The sequence below is a fragment of the Megasphaera stantonii genome (assembly GCF_025567065.1).
Taxonomy (GTDB): domain Bacteria; phylum Bacillota; class Negativicutes; order Veillonellales; family Megasphaeraceae; genus Megasphaera; species Megasphaera stantonii.
On the sequence record NZ_JAOQKD010000011.1, the window covers coordinates 1 to 16467 of the forward strand.

Here is a 16467-nt window from a genome sequence, read left to right on the forward strand (position 1 = left end):
CGCTGAACCAGCGCCCACGGCGTGTTTTGGGCTACCATACGCCGTCAGAGCTATTTGATGCATTCCTCGATGAAGTTTATGCTAGTGAGTGTGTTTCCTGATTATGGTTGTTCAAATTCAACTTGCAATTTACCATTTTTTTGCCGAGAAAGCAAATCGTGATATTTCATGGACAGGCAAGAGGTATTTTGTTGGTTACATCCCATTAGATTTTCCGATGTTCGCATTGGCGATGTACACGCCGGACAATATAACGGCGACGCCGATGGTCTGCGTCAGGGAAAAGGTCTCGCCCAGCATAGTGACGCCGGCGGCGATGGCTACGACGGTGGAAATGCCGATGAACGACGCCGTGCGGTTTACACCGATGCTGGCGATGGCTATGTTGGACAAGAAAAAAGCCAGGACGGAGCAGCCCACGCCCTGATACAGAATAGCAGCGAGGAAGGCTGAGTTGGTCAAGGGCAGGCACAGGCTATCAACCAGTGTCTCCGTATGCCATCCTTCGACAAGAGCCAGGGGAATGAATACAGCTGCGCCGGCCGCCATCATGGCCATCGTGAGCTCCGCCCCCGTATAGGCCGCGGCCTTTTCGACAAACACGCTGTACAAGGCGTAAGACAGGATGGCAATCGTCAGGACGGCGTAGCCGGAAAGAGAAAAGCTCGCCGACGCGCCGGCTGCTAGGACCGTCGTAAGGACGCCGACCAGAGTCACGGCAATGCCGGCGACTTGATGCTTCCGCGGTGATTTGCCCAGCAGCAGCGTCGAAGCCAGGAGCGATACGGCAGGGATGCAGGCTAAAAAGGCACCGCTTTCCGAAGCCGTCGTCTGGCTGATGCCTACGGTCTCGGCGACAAAATAGACGACGGGATTGCAGAGAGCCACGGCCAGCAAAGGCTTTCTTGGCTTCCCTTTCCAGCGCACCTGCACCCGTCCCAACGCAACGCACAGGGTCATGAACGCAGAGGCGACGAAAAAACGCCATCCCAGCAATGTCAGGGCGCTGGCGGCCTGCGTCGCCTCCTTGGTACAGATATAGCTCAGGCCGAACAGGGTTTCGCAGCCGACGGCGCAGAGACAGCCCCATAGGATACGGCTGCGGCTTTTCTTCATCATACGACGCACCTCGCTCTGCCGACGCGAATACGCCGGCGGATATCACTAATACAAAAAGCCTGCGCCGCCAAGCAATCGCTTTCGCTGCGCAGGCTGTTGCCATGCTTATAATCCTTTTAGTATGAGAAAGGCCATAATGGCGGCAAGCATCACAATGGATATGACGCGGATACCGGATCCGCCGCGCAATGACACATGGGGAAGCTTTCTCTTTTTTTTAGGCCGGCCGGCAGGGCGCGGCCGCTTGGACATGCCTTCTTCCATCGCTTATACGCCGGGCCAGGCCATTTCCTTGCCGCCTAAGATGTGGGCGTGCATGTGGTGTACCGTCTGGCCGGCTTTTTCGCCGGTGTTGAAAATGACGCGGTAGCCGTCTTTGTCCAGGCCCAGTTCCTGAGCGACCTTCTGTATGGCGAAGAGCATTTTTCCCGCTACGTCGGCGTCGTCTTCCGTCAGAGCCGCGATGCTGGCGACGTGTTTTTTCGGAATGACCAGGACGTGTACCGGCGCGACAGGCGCGATGTCCTTGAAGGCGAAGAAGTTGTCGTCTTCATACACCTTTGTGCTGGGGATTTCTCCCTTGATGATCTTGCAGAATAAGCAGTCTTCCATGTTAAGCATCCTCCTTTAATGTACCGTAAAGTATATGGTTGTCCGCCCGGTCCAGCACGACGGGAACGATTGCGCCTTCGCAAGGTTCCGTCAGGCCTTCCGCGCAGACCCGTTCGTAGTTTTCCGAAAAGCCTTCGCCATTCGTACCGTCCTGCCGCTCGATGAGGACATGGACGGTCTTGCCGACCATCTGAGCCAGGAGCTCGTCCTTCTGCCGGGCCGACAAGGCGTTGACGATTTCGACGCGCTCTTTCTTTATTTGCGGGTCGACTTGATGCGGCATGGCTGCCGCCGGCGTGCCGGGCCGCTGCGAATAGGGAAAGGCGTGGATGTGGGAAAATTTCAGTTCTTCCAGCGTTTCCATCGTCTCCTGAAACAGCTCGTCCGTTTCACCGGGAAAGCCTAAAATCAAGTCCGTCGAGATGGTCAGGCCGTGAATGCGGCTGCGCAGCTCGGCAATCAAGCCTTTGTACTCGGCCTTTGTATACTGGCGGTTCATAGCCTTCAGGATAGCGTCAGAGCCGGACTGCAGGGGCAGGTGCAGGTGCGGGCAAATGCGGTCGGATGAATTCATGACCTCGATGAGGTCGTCGTCTACTTCCAGCGATTCGACGGAACCCATGCGGATGCGCTGCACGTCCGTCTCGTCCAGGAGACGCCGCAGGATGAGAGCCAGCGTCGGCCGTTCCGGCAGGTCCTTGCCGTATGCGCCCAAGTGAATGCCCGTCAGGACGAGCTCCTTAAAGCCGTAGGAAATGAGGCGCTGCGCCTCGGCTATGACGGCGTCGGGCCGGCGCGACTTCAAGCCGCCCCTCGTGTACGGTATGATGCAGTAGGTACAGAAATTATTGCACCCTTCCTGAATCTTTAGGTCGGCCCGCGTATGCTCCACTGCCGACGGATAGAGGGGAATTTCCTCGAATTCGTCGCCCTTCATGACGTCGTGCACGGCCTGTATCGTCCCGTCGGCTTCACGTCCCAGCAGCTTTCGGACGATGGCTGTGATATTCTTCTTTTCATTGGTGCCTACGACGGCGTCGACGCCGTCCATAGCCGCCAACAGCTCCGGATCGAGCTGGGCGTAGCAGCCCGTCACGACGACGACAGCCTTAGGATTGCGCTTTTTCGCCCGTCGGATGAGCTGCCGCGATTTCTTTTCCCCCATCTGGGTTACCGAGCAGGTGTTGATGACATACACGTCGGCGGCGTCGTTAAAATCGGCGTCGGCAAAGCCTTCGGCCAAAAACAGGCCGCGCATGCTGTCCGTATCGTATTGATTGACGCGGCATCCCAGCGTCGCAAAAGCAATAGTCGCCATTATTTAAATCCTCTTTCGTATTTGACAATCGCCAAGGCGGCCAGGGACGCCGTTTCGGCCCGCAGGATGCGGGGCCCTAAGGAAACGGTACGGCACCAGGCGGCGTGCGCCTCGGCGTATTGTATTTCTTTCGGTGAAAACCCGCCTTCGGGGCCGATGCAGAGCACGACGTTTCCCGTGCGGATCTGGCTGCATACGTCGGCCAGCGGGGCCGTTTCCCGTTCGTAGGGAATGACGAACCGCTCATGGCCGTACTGGTCCACCAGAGCCTGGAACTCGACGACGTCCTCTACAGGCGGCACGTCGCTGCGGCCGCACTGCTTCGCCGCTTCCAGGGCCAGGCGCTGCCACCGTTCCCGCCGGCTTTGACGGCGAGTTTCATTTAATTTTACTACACAATTTTCCATTTGTACAGGAACAATGCGGCTGACGCCCAACTCCGTCGCCTTCTGGACGACCCAGTCGAACTTGTCGCTCTTCAAAAGCCCCGCCGCCAGGACGACCTCGCCGGCCGTCTCGTCGCCGTCGGACAGCTTTTTCGCCGGCGTCAGCATGGCCGAATGGCCCTGCACGGCCGTGATGACGCATTCGTACGTCGCGCCTGTGCTGTCCGTCACGGCCAGCGTGTCGCCTACCGTATGGCGGAGGACGACGAGGACGTGGCGGGCGTCGTCAGCCGACAGCTCAAAGTTCCCGCAAATGGGGAAATCCGTAAATAGTTTCCGCATTATAGTCTCCTCATGCGCACGGCGTACCAGCCGTTCTGCAGGCATTCGTCTTCCCAGGCAAAGCCTGCTTCCCCTGCGGCGCGGCGTACCTCGCCGATGCGCTCGTCAATGATGCCGCTGGCAATCAGGACGCCGCCTGCTTCCATGTACGGCGGCAGAGTCGGCAGCAAGGCCAGGACGGCGTTGGTCACCAAATTGGCCACGACGACGTCGGCCTTCTTGCCCTCGGCCGATACGGCGGCCAGCAAATCACTATTGTACACGTCGACGACATCGCTCACGTTGTTCAGGTTGGCGTTGATGACGGCCTGAGATACAGCCTTTTCATCGAAATCGACGGCAACGACGTGCTTTGCGCCGAGCTTGGCCGCTGCCACGGCTAAAATGCCCGTCCCCGTGCCGATGTCGAATACTTCGGCTCCCGGCTTGACGGCCTGTTCCAAATACTGGACGCACATGCACGTCGTGTCGTGGAAGCCGCTGCCGAAGGCCAGTCCCGGCTCGATGACTACGACATCTTCGCCCTCGCCCGGCTCAGCCGGCTCCCAGGCCGGTGCGGCCCAGAAATGCTCCGATATCTTCTTCGGGTGAAAATAGGCCTGCCAGGAATAGAGCCAGTCCGTGTCGTCGGTCAGGTTCGTCCGGATCTGCCACTTGCCTAATGCCGCGTCGCGGCGGGCCAGCTCCCTCATATGCGTTCGTACCGTTTCCACAGCGTCCTTCTGCTCCGGCGGGAAATACGCCGTTATACGGATGCGGCCCAGCTCGTCGGCTTCGTCGTCGTGGATGATCGAGCCGCTGCCACCGCATTCATATAAAAGAAGGGCCACCAAATCGGTGGCCTCTGGGGAAACAATCAAATCGATTTCATTCCATTTCATCGAATGTTCTCCCTTATCTTCAAAGTTCTTCTTTTAATTTGCTCCAAAAGCCTTTTTTGCTCTTAGATTTTTCTTTGGATCCTTCCGGCGATGCTTGGGCCGGCTTAGGCTCCCCCACCCAGGTTTCGCCGCCTGCGTAGGCAAATTCCTTCAGCAGTTCCTTCTGCTTGGCGTTCATCTTCTTCGGTACGGCTACGGTGACCTGTACGTGATGGTCGCCGCGGCGGTCCTTCGCGCCTAAGACGGGCACGCCCTTGCCGCGGATGCGGAATACCGTGCCGGTCTGCGTGCCGGCAGGAATTTTCAGCTCGATCTTGCCGTCCAGCGTATCGACGCGGATCGTCGAGCCCAAGGCCGCCTGAGCGAAGGAAATCGTTTCCTGCGACAGGATATCGTTTCCTTCCCGCGTAAACTGCGGGTCCCGGCGGACGAAGATGTATACGTACAAATCGCCGTGGCCGCCGCCGCGTACGCCCGGTTCGCCTTCGCCGGCTACGCGGAGACGGGCTCCGTCGTCGACGCCGGCAGGAATCTTGATTTTCAGTTTCTTGCGGACCTTGACCGTGCCGTCGCCGTGGCACTTCGTGCACTTCTTCTTGATGATCTTACCCGTGCCGCCGCAGTGCGAGCAGGTGCGGACGTTGACCATCTGGCCGAAGGGCGTGTTCTGGACGACGCGCTGCTGGCCCGTGCCGTGGCAGACGGGGCACGTTTCTACGTCGCTGCCCGGTTCGGCGCCGCTGCCATTGCAGTGGTCGCACGTTTCATCCTTCGGGACCTGGATTTCCATTTCCGTGCCGAAGGCGGCCTGCTTAAAGGAAATATCCACGTCGAAGCGCAGGTCTGCGCCGCGCTGCGGGCCGTTTGCCGACTGGCGGCGTCCCTGGCCGCCGAAGAAATCGGCGAAGATGTCTTCAAAGCCGCCGAACCCGCCGCCCTGACCGAATCCGCCAAAGCCGCCGAACCCACCGAAGCCGCCCGCGCCCGGACCGCCGGCGCCGCCGTTTTCAAAGGCGGCGTGGCCGAACTGGTCGTATTGAGCGCGCTTGTTCTTATCGGACAAGACCTGGTAGGCTTCGTTGACTTCCTTAAACTTTTCTTCGGCAGTTTTGGGGTCGTCCCGGTTTTTATCCGGATGGTATTTGATGGCTAACTTGCGGAAAGCCTTTTTGATCTCTGCGTCGCTGGCGTCTTTAGGAACGCCGAGGATTTCGTAATAATCTCGTTTCGTACTCATATGGGCAACCCCTCTTATCTACCTTACTTCTGGTCGTCGTCTACGACTTTATAGTCTGCGTCGACTACCTTTTCGCCGCCCTGGGCGCTCTGCTGTGCGCCGCCCTGAGCGCTGCCTGCGCCGACCGGGCCCTGCTGAGCCTGCTGCTGCGCGCCGGCTTGCTTGTACATTTCGCTCGTCAGGTCGTAGAGCGGTTTCGTGACGGCTTCGGACGCCGATTTGATCTTGTCGAGGTCGTCGCCCTTCATGGCTTCCTTCAAGTCGGAAATCTTGCTCTTAATATCGGAAACCTTGGAGGCGTCGGCTTTGTCGCCCAGATCCTTAATCGTCTTTTCAGCCTGATAAATCAGGGAGTCGGCGTTGTTCTTCGCTTCGATGAGTTCCTTGCGTTTCTTATCTTCTGCTTCGTGAGCCGCAGCTTCCTTAACCATGCGGTCGATTTCGCTCTTGTCGAGGCCCGACGAAGACTGAATCGTAATCTTCTGTTCTTTGCCTGTGCCGAGGTCTTTTGCCGAAACGTTTACGATACCGTTGGCGTCGATGTTGAAGGTAACTTCGATGCGGGGTACTCCGCGCGGAGCTGCGGGGATATCGGACAGTTCAAAACGGCCCAGTGTCTTGTTGTCGGCAGCCATTTCGCGTTCGCCCTGAAGGACGTGTACGTCGACGGACGGCTGGTTATCGACAGCCGTGGAGAATACCTGGCTGTTGGACGTCGGAATCGTCGTGTTCCGTTCAATGATCTTCGTAAATACGCCGCCCAGCGTTTCAATGCCCAGGGACAACGGCGTTACGTCGAGGAGCAGTACGTCTTTGACATCGCCTACGAGAACGCCGGCCTGGATAGCTGCGCCGATGGCAACGCATTCGTCGGGGTTGACGCCCTTGCTCGGTTCCTTGCCGAGGATGGATTTAATGGCGTCCTGTACGGCAGGAATACGGCTGGAGCCGCCGACGAGGATGATCTTGTCGATTTCGTCGATGGTGAAGCCCGAGTCGGCGATGGCTTTCTTCGTCGGTTCCATCGTGCGGTGTACGAGGTCTTCCGTCAATTCGTTGAATTTAGCGCGCGTCAGAGTCAAGTCGAGGTGTTTCGGGCCCGTAGCGTCGGCCGTGATGAACGGCAGGTTGATGTTCGTCGAGAGAACCGTGGACAGTTCGATTTTCGCTTTTTCAGCAGCTTCCTTCAAGCGCTGTTCCGCCATCTTATCCGTCGAGAGGTCGATGCCCGTCTGGCCCTTGAATTCGCTGACCATCCAGTTCATGACGGCATTGTCGAAGTCGTCGCCGCCGAGGTGGGTATCGCCGTTGGTAGCTTTAACTTCGAAGACGCCGTCGCCCAGTTCGAGGATCGATACGTCGAATGTACCGCCGCCGAGGTCGAATACGAGGATCTTGCCTTCGCCGCCCTTATCGAGGCCGTAGGCCAGGGCAGCCGCCGTCGGTTCGTTGACGATACGAAGTACGTCGAGGCCTGCAATCTGGCCGGCGTCCTTCGTAGCCTGACGCTGGGAGTCGTTGAAGTATGCCGGAACCGTGATGACGGCCTGGGTTACTTTTTCGCCCAAATAGCTTTCAGCGTCGGCCTTCAATTTCTGCAGAATCATAGCGGAAATCTGCTGAGGCGTGTATTTTTCGCCGTTGATGTCGACGGTGTAGCTTTCGCCCATGTGACGTTTAATAGAAGAAATGGTGTTTTCCGGGTTGGAAACGGCCTGACGCTTTGCCAGCTGGCCTACGAGGCGTTCGCCCGTCTTGGAAAAGCCGACGACAGACGGCGTCAGACGGGAGCCTTCTGTATTCGTGATGACGGTCGGTTCGCCGCCTTCCATAACAGCTACAACAGAGTTTGTCGTACCTAAGTCAATACCAATTACTTTACTCATGATAAATTCCTCCTCAATATCTTTCTACGATAATTAACCGTTAAATGCAACCTTTACCATAGCCGGGCGCAAGGTCTTGTCGCCCAGCAAATAGCCTTCCTGCAGCACTTCGACGACGACGTCGTTGTCGTATTCGTCGCTGGCTACCCGCATGACTGCCTGATGGTAGTTCGGGTCGAAGGGCTTGCCGACGGCGTCGATTTTCACAACGCCTTCCTTTTCCAAGACGGTCATGAGCTGTTTGTAAATCATTTCATAGCCGTCTACGAAGGATTTCAAATCGTCCGTCAGCTTATCCTGCGGCACCTGCAGGGCCCGTTCGAAGTTGTCGACGACGGGAAGGACGTTCTGCAGGACTTCCATTTTTACGACTTCAGAAATCTGAAGCTTTTCGCCGGCCGTCCGCTTTTTGAAATTGGCGAAGTCGGCCTGCAGACGCATGTAGCGCTGTTTCATATCCGCTACGGCTGCTTCCGCAATTTTGGCATCGGTCGAAGCGGCATCCTCCGCCGCTTGTTCCTCATCTGCCGCCGGAGCGTCTCCTGCGTCCTGCGCCGGTTCCGCTTGTTCAGCCGATTCGTTTACCTTCGCGTTTTCAGCCTCTGCCGCTTCGGCAGCAGCCTGCTGTTCGTGCTTTTTTTCTTTATCCTTTTCTTTATCTTTGCTCATCTGTATGAAAGCCTCCTATGTATCGTCGTGATAATGCTCTAAAATATTCGTCACATGCTGCTTCATGAAATCGAGGAGACCGATGATCTTGGCATATTCCATGCGCGTCGGCCCCAGCACGGCAATCTTGCCGAGGACGACGTCGTTTGCCTTGAAAGTCGCCTCAATGATGCTGCAATCATTGATAGGAGATAGGTTTGCTTCTTCCCCAATGCGCACGGTCACGGTCTTCTGCGGCTCCTGGCCGCCGTCGTTGAACAGATTGGCCATGACGTCTTGTTCCTCCAGCATGGTGAACAAGTTTTTCGCCTTCGCTACGTCTTTGAACTCCGGCTTGTTTAAGAGCTCCATGGCCCCGCCCTTGTACAGCTGCCGCTCCCGGCGGAAGGCCTGATGGATAGACCGGAAGGCCAGCCGGTACAGCTCCAGGTCGCCGACGATGGATTCGTGAAACTGCTCCAGCATTTCCATGTTGATGCGGCTCACAGGAAGGCCGGCCAGGTAATGCGTCAGCTTTTCGGCGATGACGTTCAGCTCGTCTACGTCCGTATCTTCGGGCTTCGGGAAAATGCAGTTCTCGATCTGGCCCGAATCGGTAACGACGATCATGATGGCCCGCCGGAAATCCAGAGGCAGGAAGCGGATGTACTTCAGCTTCGAGCTCACCTGCTGGGCCGCCATGACCAAGGTCACGTTGTGGGTGATCTTGGACAAGACCTTGGCCGTCGACTGGAAAATCTGGTCGACGTTGTTCATCTTATCGTGGAACCAGGACTGGACGAACCGCTTTTCTTCCTCGGAAATCTGCGTCGGCTCCAGCAGGCAGTCGACGTAAAACCGATAGCCCTTGATGGACGGAATCCGCCCGGCCGACGTGTGGGGCTGTTCCAAATACCCCAGCATTTCCAAATCGAACATTTCATTGCGGATCGTCGCGGCACTGACTCCTAAATTGTACTTTCGGGCAATAGTCCGCGAGCCGACCGGTTCGGCAGAAGTGATATAGTCCTGAATGATGGCCTGCAATATTTTTTGTTTTCTCTCATCCAAATCCATATGCATCACCTCTGCTTCTGCTCATTTGACTTATTAATTAGCACTCATGCAATTTGAGTGCTAATGACTATATAAAAGATAGCATGATTGCAAGTATTTGTCAATGATTTTAGGCCAAAAAACGGCTAATTAGTCAAAAAGTCAAACAACTTTTTTTGATGCAATCCTATCTATAGCAAAACAGCCCGGCCGCTGCCAGCCGGACTGCTCTCTATATACCGTTACGTCGTCGTCTGCCCTTTCTTCTTCCGGGGCGGCGTCATCGCTTTCCGGGCCCACTGGAAAAATTCCTGCCGCGAATCCCACAGGAACAAGTTTTCCTGATAACAGCTGACTAATTCGCTTTCCGTATACAACTGATATTCATCTATATATTCGGATTCATCGAGCAGCCGTAGTTCCGCCGCATCCTTGAGGAAGGACCGGAACCCGCGGTACGTCGCGCTCAATCGTTTCAATACGCCTTTGGCTTCCTCTGATTTCCCCTCTTGGAAATACAGCAGCGCCAGAGGCAGCTGAAATCCGGCCGTATCGTCGACTTCCTTGAATTGACGCATCAGCTTCAGGGCGTTGTATTCGTCTTCCATATAGACATACAAGTGCATCAGCGTATATCGGACGCCCAGATTATCGCTGCAGTTTAATTTTAAAATTTCCTTGCCTACGGCGATGGCCTTCCGCAGCATCATGCACTGCTGCAGCAGAAACATATACATATGCATAAGCCGGATATACGGGCGCGTCTCCAAAACCTGATAAAAGTCGCCTACGGACTGCTGGTAAATCTTCCGCTCCCGCAGATCTTCCTTGCCCAGAGCCAGCAGCCGTTCAACGTCGGGCAGATACTCATGATAGGCCCGCTTATCCAAAAACAGCAGGGCAGACAATACGTCCAGATTTTTCGGCTCCAGTTCCTTCGCCTTTTCCAGATACCGTCTCTGCACCTTTTTGCTCCTGGCTCGTCCGGCCAGCTCTAACCAGTCGAATACGTCTTCCGCCGTTTCCTCCGTCAGCGGCTCCTGTGCTTCCAGCATAGTATTCGTCTGGTCCATATATTCCTGAATCAGCTGGTTCAATTCTTCGTCGGACGCCGGTTTCCGACCGCCCAATCGCCGCTCAATGAACTCGTGAATATTTTTAAATTCTTTTTCCGTAGCCAAACTCATAGATATCGCCTCGCAAATATTATGATATGTTGCTTTTACTGTTTATTGTAACAATCGGCAAACTGTTTGGCTAGTAAAAAAGCAAAAAAATGATAGTGTAAAGTTGTTGTGGGTATCGTTTTGACAGGAATTTTTTTGATAATTTCCTCAATCTATTGCTGCTATGGTTCGCATCATAGACAATATGCAGCAACACGCCAACGCGCATTACCGTTACATTATATGCTTTACTTTTGTACACTAAAGTTTTTCTGCAATTATTTTACGTCGTCTAAAAGAATAGCGTTTTTGCAAGTATTTTTGCTTCGATATCCGCCTTGCTGTATCGGTATTTCCTTCAGAATGTACGAGCACCGCTGCTTTGCTACGTGTACACACTTTCCCCATTACGCGCAGTATTTAGCGCTATGGGCTGCGTCATATAGGCCATAGGCGGCATGACGGTACCGGCAAAGCATCGCTGCGCTGCTCTATTATTCTTTTATTTTTGAATAACAACGTTTCCCCGCCATGAGTTTATACTTTTTTACCCGTATCCTAACGCTGTCAGAACCTGTAGATTCTGATTTTCAGACATCTTGTTAACCTGAATCTGCGGCCCGTCCTTTAGCTGTTATGCCTATGGCAGCGCTTCGTATACGGGACAAATGCCTTCGCCTAAGATGACGTCCGGACTGCCCCAGTTCCTATCGCTGATATGGCGGAGTCCGCCCTGGCCGGAAGGCATAGACCTTTCGCGCTCGTACGGACTGGGCGCCGTATCATGGCGGGGATTTCCCTTGCAGTGAACCAATACGGCACGGATATACGGGACGCTGGACTCGCCCTTCTTCAAGGCAATGCAAATAGCCCGGCAAACGGCCTCGTCGCCCCAGCGCCGCGCCAACCCCTGCAAGGCTTCTGCAGTCTGCCCGTCGGCCTTGCCGAACAAGGCTTCATAATACAGGAGGGCCTTGCCGCCCGGCGGAGACGACGGCTCCTCCCTATCGCCGCAGGTATCCTGCCCCACGTCGAGATAATCTGCGGCAGAGCCTGCACATGGCGCATATGCCCTGTCTTCGGTTACATACGCTATTCCTTCGGCCCTTTCCTCCCCCTGTATGCCGTCTATGTCGTCCCCCTCATACGCCGCGAGTTCCTGCCTTTCGGAAAGCTGTGTGCAGGTCAGATCAGCCCCGCCACATGATGCAGCGTATTCCGTTGCAGGTATTGGCTCGTTGATGCTCTGCATTTTCTCGTCAAGCAGAATACCCACCTGTTCATCATGCTGAACACAATCCAATTCAGCCCTGCCATACGGCGCGGCATATTCCGTTTGATGTGTCTGGCCATTGACACGCAGTCTTTTCTTATCGGTCACAGCGACGGTCTTCATGCCATTTCGGTGATAATCCACAGCAGTCCCGCCGTATGACGCAACAGGTTCCGTTTCAGGCGTTGGCTTATCGACACCATGTACTTTCTCGTCAGGCATAGCCCCAACCTGTTCACCATGCCGAACACAATGTAAGTCAGCCTTGCCAGACGGCACGGTATATCCCGTTTGTTGTGCCTGTCCATGGACACGCAGCCTTTTCTTATCGGTCACAAGGATATCCTTCTCACCATGCCGAAAGCACCCCATAGTCATCTCGCCGTACGATGCAGCAGGTTCCGTTTCAGGTGTTGGCTTATCGACACCATGTACTTTCTCGTCAAGCATAGCCTCAATCTGTTCATCATGCTGAACACAATCCCATTCAGCCCTGCCATACGACGCAACATATCCCGTTTCACAGGCCTGCCCATTGACGCCCTGTAGTCTCTCATCGGGCATACAGCCAGCCATTTCATTATGGGAAGCACCAGCTGCTGCCTTCGCCTGTCCCTCCCGCTGCCGCTGGCGATACCGTCTCATGCGGTCCCGGGCATCGCTGCGCTTCTTTTCGTCACGGGAAAAGCTCTGGATTTCATTCCAGGGCACGATGCGGATAAACCCCGCCTCGTCGCGGCTGATGAGGTCAATCTGCTCAAACACGTCCAGCACCTTTTCCACAAACGCCTTGCGGCGGCGCAGCTGACGGGCCAGCAGCTCCGTCGTCACAGGCTGCCCTTGTGATACGTATATGCAGCCGTTGTCATTGATCATGCCGGCCAAATCCTTGAGATAAAACCAGATGACGAAATACGAATCGCCATGAGGCTGACTGAGCAAATACATCATGCGCGGGTCCTGAAACAACCCGACCTTCGTCTGAAACCACCGCAGCGCCTTCATCAGCGCACCTCCCCGTTTGTCTTCTAATTATATAAGGGACATGAGCAGACAAATTTATTTCCTATTTTGCAAAACTTGCATATACTGCAAAGTAAAAACGATTCATCAAAAAAAGAAAAGACACCAAATAAAAAATAAGACAGGGAAAAAAGAAAGAGAAAAAGAAAAAAAGACGTTACGCGTAACGCCGCGACGTCCTAAGAAAGAGGCAAAGGCTAAAAACAGCTTAACAACGCCATTTGCAGTCATAGGCCCTTGCCGGCTATATGCCGTAATTCAGTTTTATAATGGATGTAAATCAAAACATATAACCCTACAATAGGGCCTTAAACGGCTCATGCAGCGCCGAGAATACCTGACGATATATCGCCTGTCTTGACTAGCCAATGGCAGCGCGTCGTTCCTATTCGATAAGTTTTATGCATACCCTATTCAACACCATACAATCTCATGACTATACAACGCAATACTATTTTTACCGACAGCGACGGGTATTCCGGCACTATCAATTTTTTTGCAAAAAAATCGCATCCATCAGTCAAATAGCTTGTTCAGCCATAGCCGTCTAATAGGTGCGAATAGGCTCTTACGATCTTTAAAATCATCGTATTACTTATCCAGCCTATACGGCAACAGCATCTAATAGCTTTTACAGACATAACCTCATGCTCCTTGTGACAGCTATCCATCAGCCAATAAACCTATTAAACACTATCGGATGTGTTTCTCAAACATGGCCTGCCTATATGAATGATCTGTTTGTCGACGGCTATCTGTATTCAATAATGCCACGTTTTTTTACAAACCGATTGCAATCACCCATCAGTCCTTGTTCAGCCATACCGTCCAATAGGTGTTGCTGACAGGCTCTTGCCACCTTTGAAATCATCTATTCACTCCCTAGCCTATGCGGCAATACGGTCTAATGATTTCCCTTCAATCCCTCCGCTAGCCATCCGGGTTCTCAAACACGGCCTTATCCCTTTCGGCAGTTAATAAGGATCTTGACTCTTATCAAATATCAGCGGCTGACAAATTTCATCATATCCCCTCATGCTTTCATCTATCAGCTAACTACGCTATCAATAAACAAGCAAACTCTTTTCCTCTATCCCCTTGATAGCCCCTTGACTATCGTCATTCTGCGGCTCACTTTCGCAATAATAGCAGGAATTCTCCATCACTATCTCTTCCTGCCTCTGCATCCTCAGCACGGCCTGCAATCATGTCAGCCAACAAGTCTTTCTGCCATTTCCACACAGGCCCTCGCTTCATATATCAGCTCGCATTCCGCCGGCTATAGATGGGCATCACAGCCTGTACACAGTATCCTCAATCTTGTAGCTTCAACAGCCCATCATCCATCAAGCCAGACAACAGCTCTTTTTTGATTCCACGCCCGCTCTCGATTCATATGCCGGGTTGCCCTCTGACGACATTACCTCATTTTTCCCATGCCAGCCACCATCAGGCAATATCAAAAATATCGCCAGTACGACAAAAGCAGCCCGGCCATGCCAGCCGAACTGCTTCAAGAATGGTATGATATCCTGTTGTTTACAGCCAACGCCCGTTTACTTCAACTCACGACGCAGCCGCTTTCGTTTCTTCGTCCCTCGCTCAATCAAATCATAACTCATAGTGAGCAGAAAGCAAATCGTTTCCCTATCCACTGAACCATCTAAGAGAACCGTCAGCCAATGAGTTCGGTTCATATGATAGGCCGGCAGAACGCCTGCACGCTGACGAAAGCTTCCAATCATGTCAGGCTCACACTTTACATTCAAAATATCAACCCAATCCTTCCCGGACAATCCCAGCTTCTCCTGCGGCACATTCATGATAATACCGTACCACTTTCCATTCCGATGGCGCAGCACAGCATACTCAGGCGCAGACGACCATAAATACTCCGGCTCCGTGCCGTACTGTTCTGAGGCGAAAATCAATACGTCTTGCCGATAAGATACTATTGATTTCATGCATCCTCCTTGCCAAAACTATAGTTGCATTTATGATAAATAGCTGCGTGTCACTGCATCTCTGTAATCAAGAGTCTCATTTTATATCTGCCTAAGTCCCTATGCCAGTGCCAGCAAAATCATCAAAACGGAACATTCCTTCATCCTATCCAATACATAAATAAGCAAAACGCAACCAGCAGCACTCCTACCAGCAAACACCCGGCATAGCCCATAGATTCTTTTGGCGGTTCCGAGTACATATCCCGATGGCACTTGGGACAGATGCGTGTTTCCGGATCAGGAACGTACGAAATCTGTCGGCATTGCCTGCAGATAATCCATGGATTGTATTCCTCTTCCCTGCGCGCTATGTCTTCGTCAGCCGTGATTTCTTCTGGGTAGGCTGATATCTTTCGTCCGCACCAGGAACAATACGTCTGCTTTCCCATGTATTCATGCCCGCAAAAAGGGCATTGGCGCGGCACGAGCCAGCCACACTCAGGACAAGCGTCTTCGCCATCTTCAACATACGGCCAGCCGCAGCCTGGACATTCACGATACCTCATATCTATCACCTGTTCGTTCTATTCCCAGTAACATCTCAATTGACCAACAGAGCCCTTTGTGTCATGCTCGCTTCATTTTCTTTTATTGTACACCATTTTAGAGAAAATCGGTATATATTCTGTATTCCTCCTATTGCATTTTACTTCAAAATGTTAAATACTATAAAAAGCAGATAATGAAATGGAGGGGGATACTGATGTTACGAAAGATTACCGTTCTTTGCTGTTTACTAACCTTAGGCCTATCAGCACTGGCTTCTGCCTATGTCGGCAATTCCAACAGCATGAAATTTCACTACGAAGGGTGCCGGGCAGAACAGAAAATACGTGCTGACCATCGAGTGTATTTGGAAACGCGCGATGAGGCTATTGCCAACGGATACAAGCCCTGCGGCATTTGCAAGCCTTAAATCAGACGTGCTAAGCGTTTAGCTGTGGGCTGAAATCCAATAAGACATATTTCTGCCATCGAGCTGCTATGTCAGAATTTTTGCCTGTCCCTATGCGCTCCACCTAGCCTCACACGTTAAGACAGACTTCGTACTAATAAGCTTTTAAAAATCGCATATGAAAAAACAGGGTTCCCTGCTGCCGGATTTCAGGCAAAAAAACAAGGGAGCCCTGTTTATTTTTTTTATGAATAGCGTGGCTGTACAGCTTTGTATGGCGAGCTATTCCCAATAGCCGGATTTTTTCAGGTAGTTTCAAGTATTTTTCGCAAAATGGTTTGCAGACCCTGAACAGAATAAAGTCAGACAGCAATGAAGGAGTCCTCAAGGGCTACCTTCAAGTGCTCCATATTCATGTACTTCTTGTTTCCCCACTGGGTACCGGCCACATGGCTCAGACGGGCATAGACCAGCATCAGATGGAGCAACTTACCCGCAGATCAAGGACTATGTTTTGGAGCATACCGGGCTAAAGGTTTCCAGCCTTTATATTTCTGAGATAAAGAGAAAATGTGGGCTGGAAGTAGGCAAAAACTACAACCTTCCGAAATCCGAGGAT

The 16467-nt window shown here is 53.2% G+C and carries 13 protein-coding genes; 1 reads left to right on the plus strand and 12 read right to left on the minus strand.

Going from position 1 to position 16467, the window contains the following annotated elements:
* Positions 1 to 195: 195 nt before the first annotated feature.
* The 12 genes from OCV58_RS07210 to OCV58_RS07265 form a co-directional block, all read right to left on the minus strand.
* Positions 196 to 1119 (minus strand): DMT family transporter, encoded by a 924-nt coding sequence (locus OCV58_RS07210; protein ID WP_154877408.1) that lies wholly within the window; start codon positions 1117 to 1119, stop codon positions 196 to 198.
* A 267-nt stretch (positions 1120 to 1386) separates the two neighbouring features.
* Entirely contained in the window at positions 1387 to 1731 is a 345-nt protein-coding gene (locus OCV58_RS07215; RefSeq protein WP_087478596.1) for a histidine triad nucleotide-binding protein, read from the minus strand.
* Between the two features lies 1 nt (position 1732).
* Positions 1733 to 3049 (minus strand): tRNA (N(6)-L-threonylcarbamoyladenosine(37)-C(2))-methylthiotransferase MtaB, encoded by a 1317-nt coding sequence (gene mtaB, locus OCV58_RS07220; RefSeq protein ID WP_154877409.1) that lies wholly within the window; start codon positions 3047 to 3049, stop codon positions 1733 to 1735.
* Positions 3049 to 3777 (minus strand): 16S rRNA (uracil(1498)-N(3))-methyltransferase, encoded by a 729-nt coding sequence (locus OCV58_RS07225; protein WP_087478598.1) that lies wholly within the window; start codon positions 3775 to 3777, stop codon positions 3049 to 3051. Before OCV58_RS07225 ends, mtaB begins: the two co-directional genes overlap by 1 nt.
* Complete coding sequence (prmA, locus tag OCV58_RS07230) at positions 3777 to 4658, minus strand: 50S ribosomal protein L11 methyltransferase (protein WP_154877410.1); 882 nt, start codon at positions 4656 to 4658, stop codon at positions 3777 to 3779. Before prmA ends, OCV58_RS07225 begins: the two co-directional genes overlap by 1 nt.
* 19 nt (positions 4659 to 4677) lie before the next feature.
* Positions 4678 to 5895, minus strand: coding sequence for a molecular chaperone DnaJ (dnaJ, locus tag OCV58_RS07235; RefSeq protein WP_154877411.1), 1218 nt, complete (start codon positions 5893 to 5895; stop codon positions 4678 to 4680).
* 23 nt (positions 5896 to 5918) lie between these two features.
* Positions 5919 to 7781, minus strand: a complete 1863-nt coding sequence (gene dnaK, locus OCV58_RS07240; RefSeq protein WP_154877412.1) for a molecular chaperone DnaK — start codon at positions 7779 to 7781, stop codon at positions 5919 to 5921.
* A gap of 33 nt (positions 7782 to 7814) precedes the next feature.
* Positions 7815 to 8450: a nucleotide exchange factor GrpE gene (gene grpE / locus OCV58_RS07245; protein ID WP_107196524.1), complete on the minus strand. Its 636-nt coding sequence runs from the start codon at positions 8448 to 8450 to the stop codon at positions 7815 to 7817.
* Positions 8451 to 8465: 15 nt separating this feature from the next.
* Positions 8466 to 9506 (minus strand): heat-inducible transcriptional repressor HrcA, encoded by a 1041-nt coding sequence (hrcA, locus tag OCV58_RS07250; protein WP_154877413.1) that lies wholly within the window; start codon positions 9504 to 9506, stop codon positions 8466 to 8468.
* A gap of 221 nt (positions 9507 to 9727) precedes the next feature.
* The gene (locus OCV58_RS07255; RefSeq protein ID WP_154877414.1) at positions 9728 to 10672 is read right to left on the minus strand and encodes a tetratricopeptide repeat protein; all 945 of its coding nucleotides are present in this window, start codon (positions 10670 to 10672) and stop codon (positions 9728 to 9730) included.
* A gap of 619 nt (positions 10673 to 11291) precedes the next feature.
* A complete protein-coding gene (locus OCV58_RS07260; RefSeq protein ID WP_154877415.1) occupies positions 11292 to 12929 on the minus strand; it encodes a putative phage replisome organizer in 1638 nt (545 codons plus the stop codon).
* Positions 12930 to 14503: 1574 nt separating this feature from the next.
* Complete coding sequence (locus OCV58_RS07265; RefSeq protein ID WP_154877416.1) at positions 14504 to 14911, minus strand: MmcQ/YjbR family DNA-binding protein; 408 nt, start codon at positions 14909 to 14911, stop codon at positions 14504 to 14506.
* 745 nt (positions 14912 to 15656) lie between these two features.
* On the opposite strand from OCV58_RS07265, the gene OCV58_RS07270 reads away from it, so the two are divergent.
* Positions 15657 to 15869, plus strand: coding sequence for an Ada metal-binding domain-containing protein (locus OCV58_RS07270; RefSeq protein ID WP_154877418.1), 213 nt, complete (start codon positions 15657 to 15659; stop codon positions 15867 to 15869).
* Positions 15870 to 16467 lie beyond the last annotated feature (598 nt).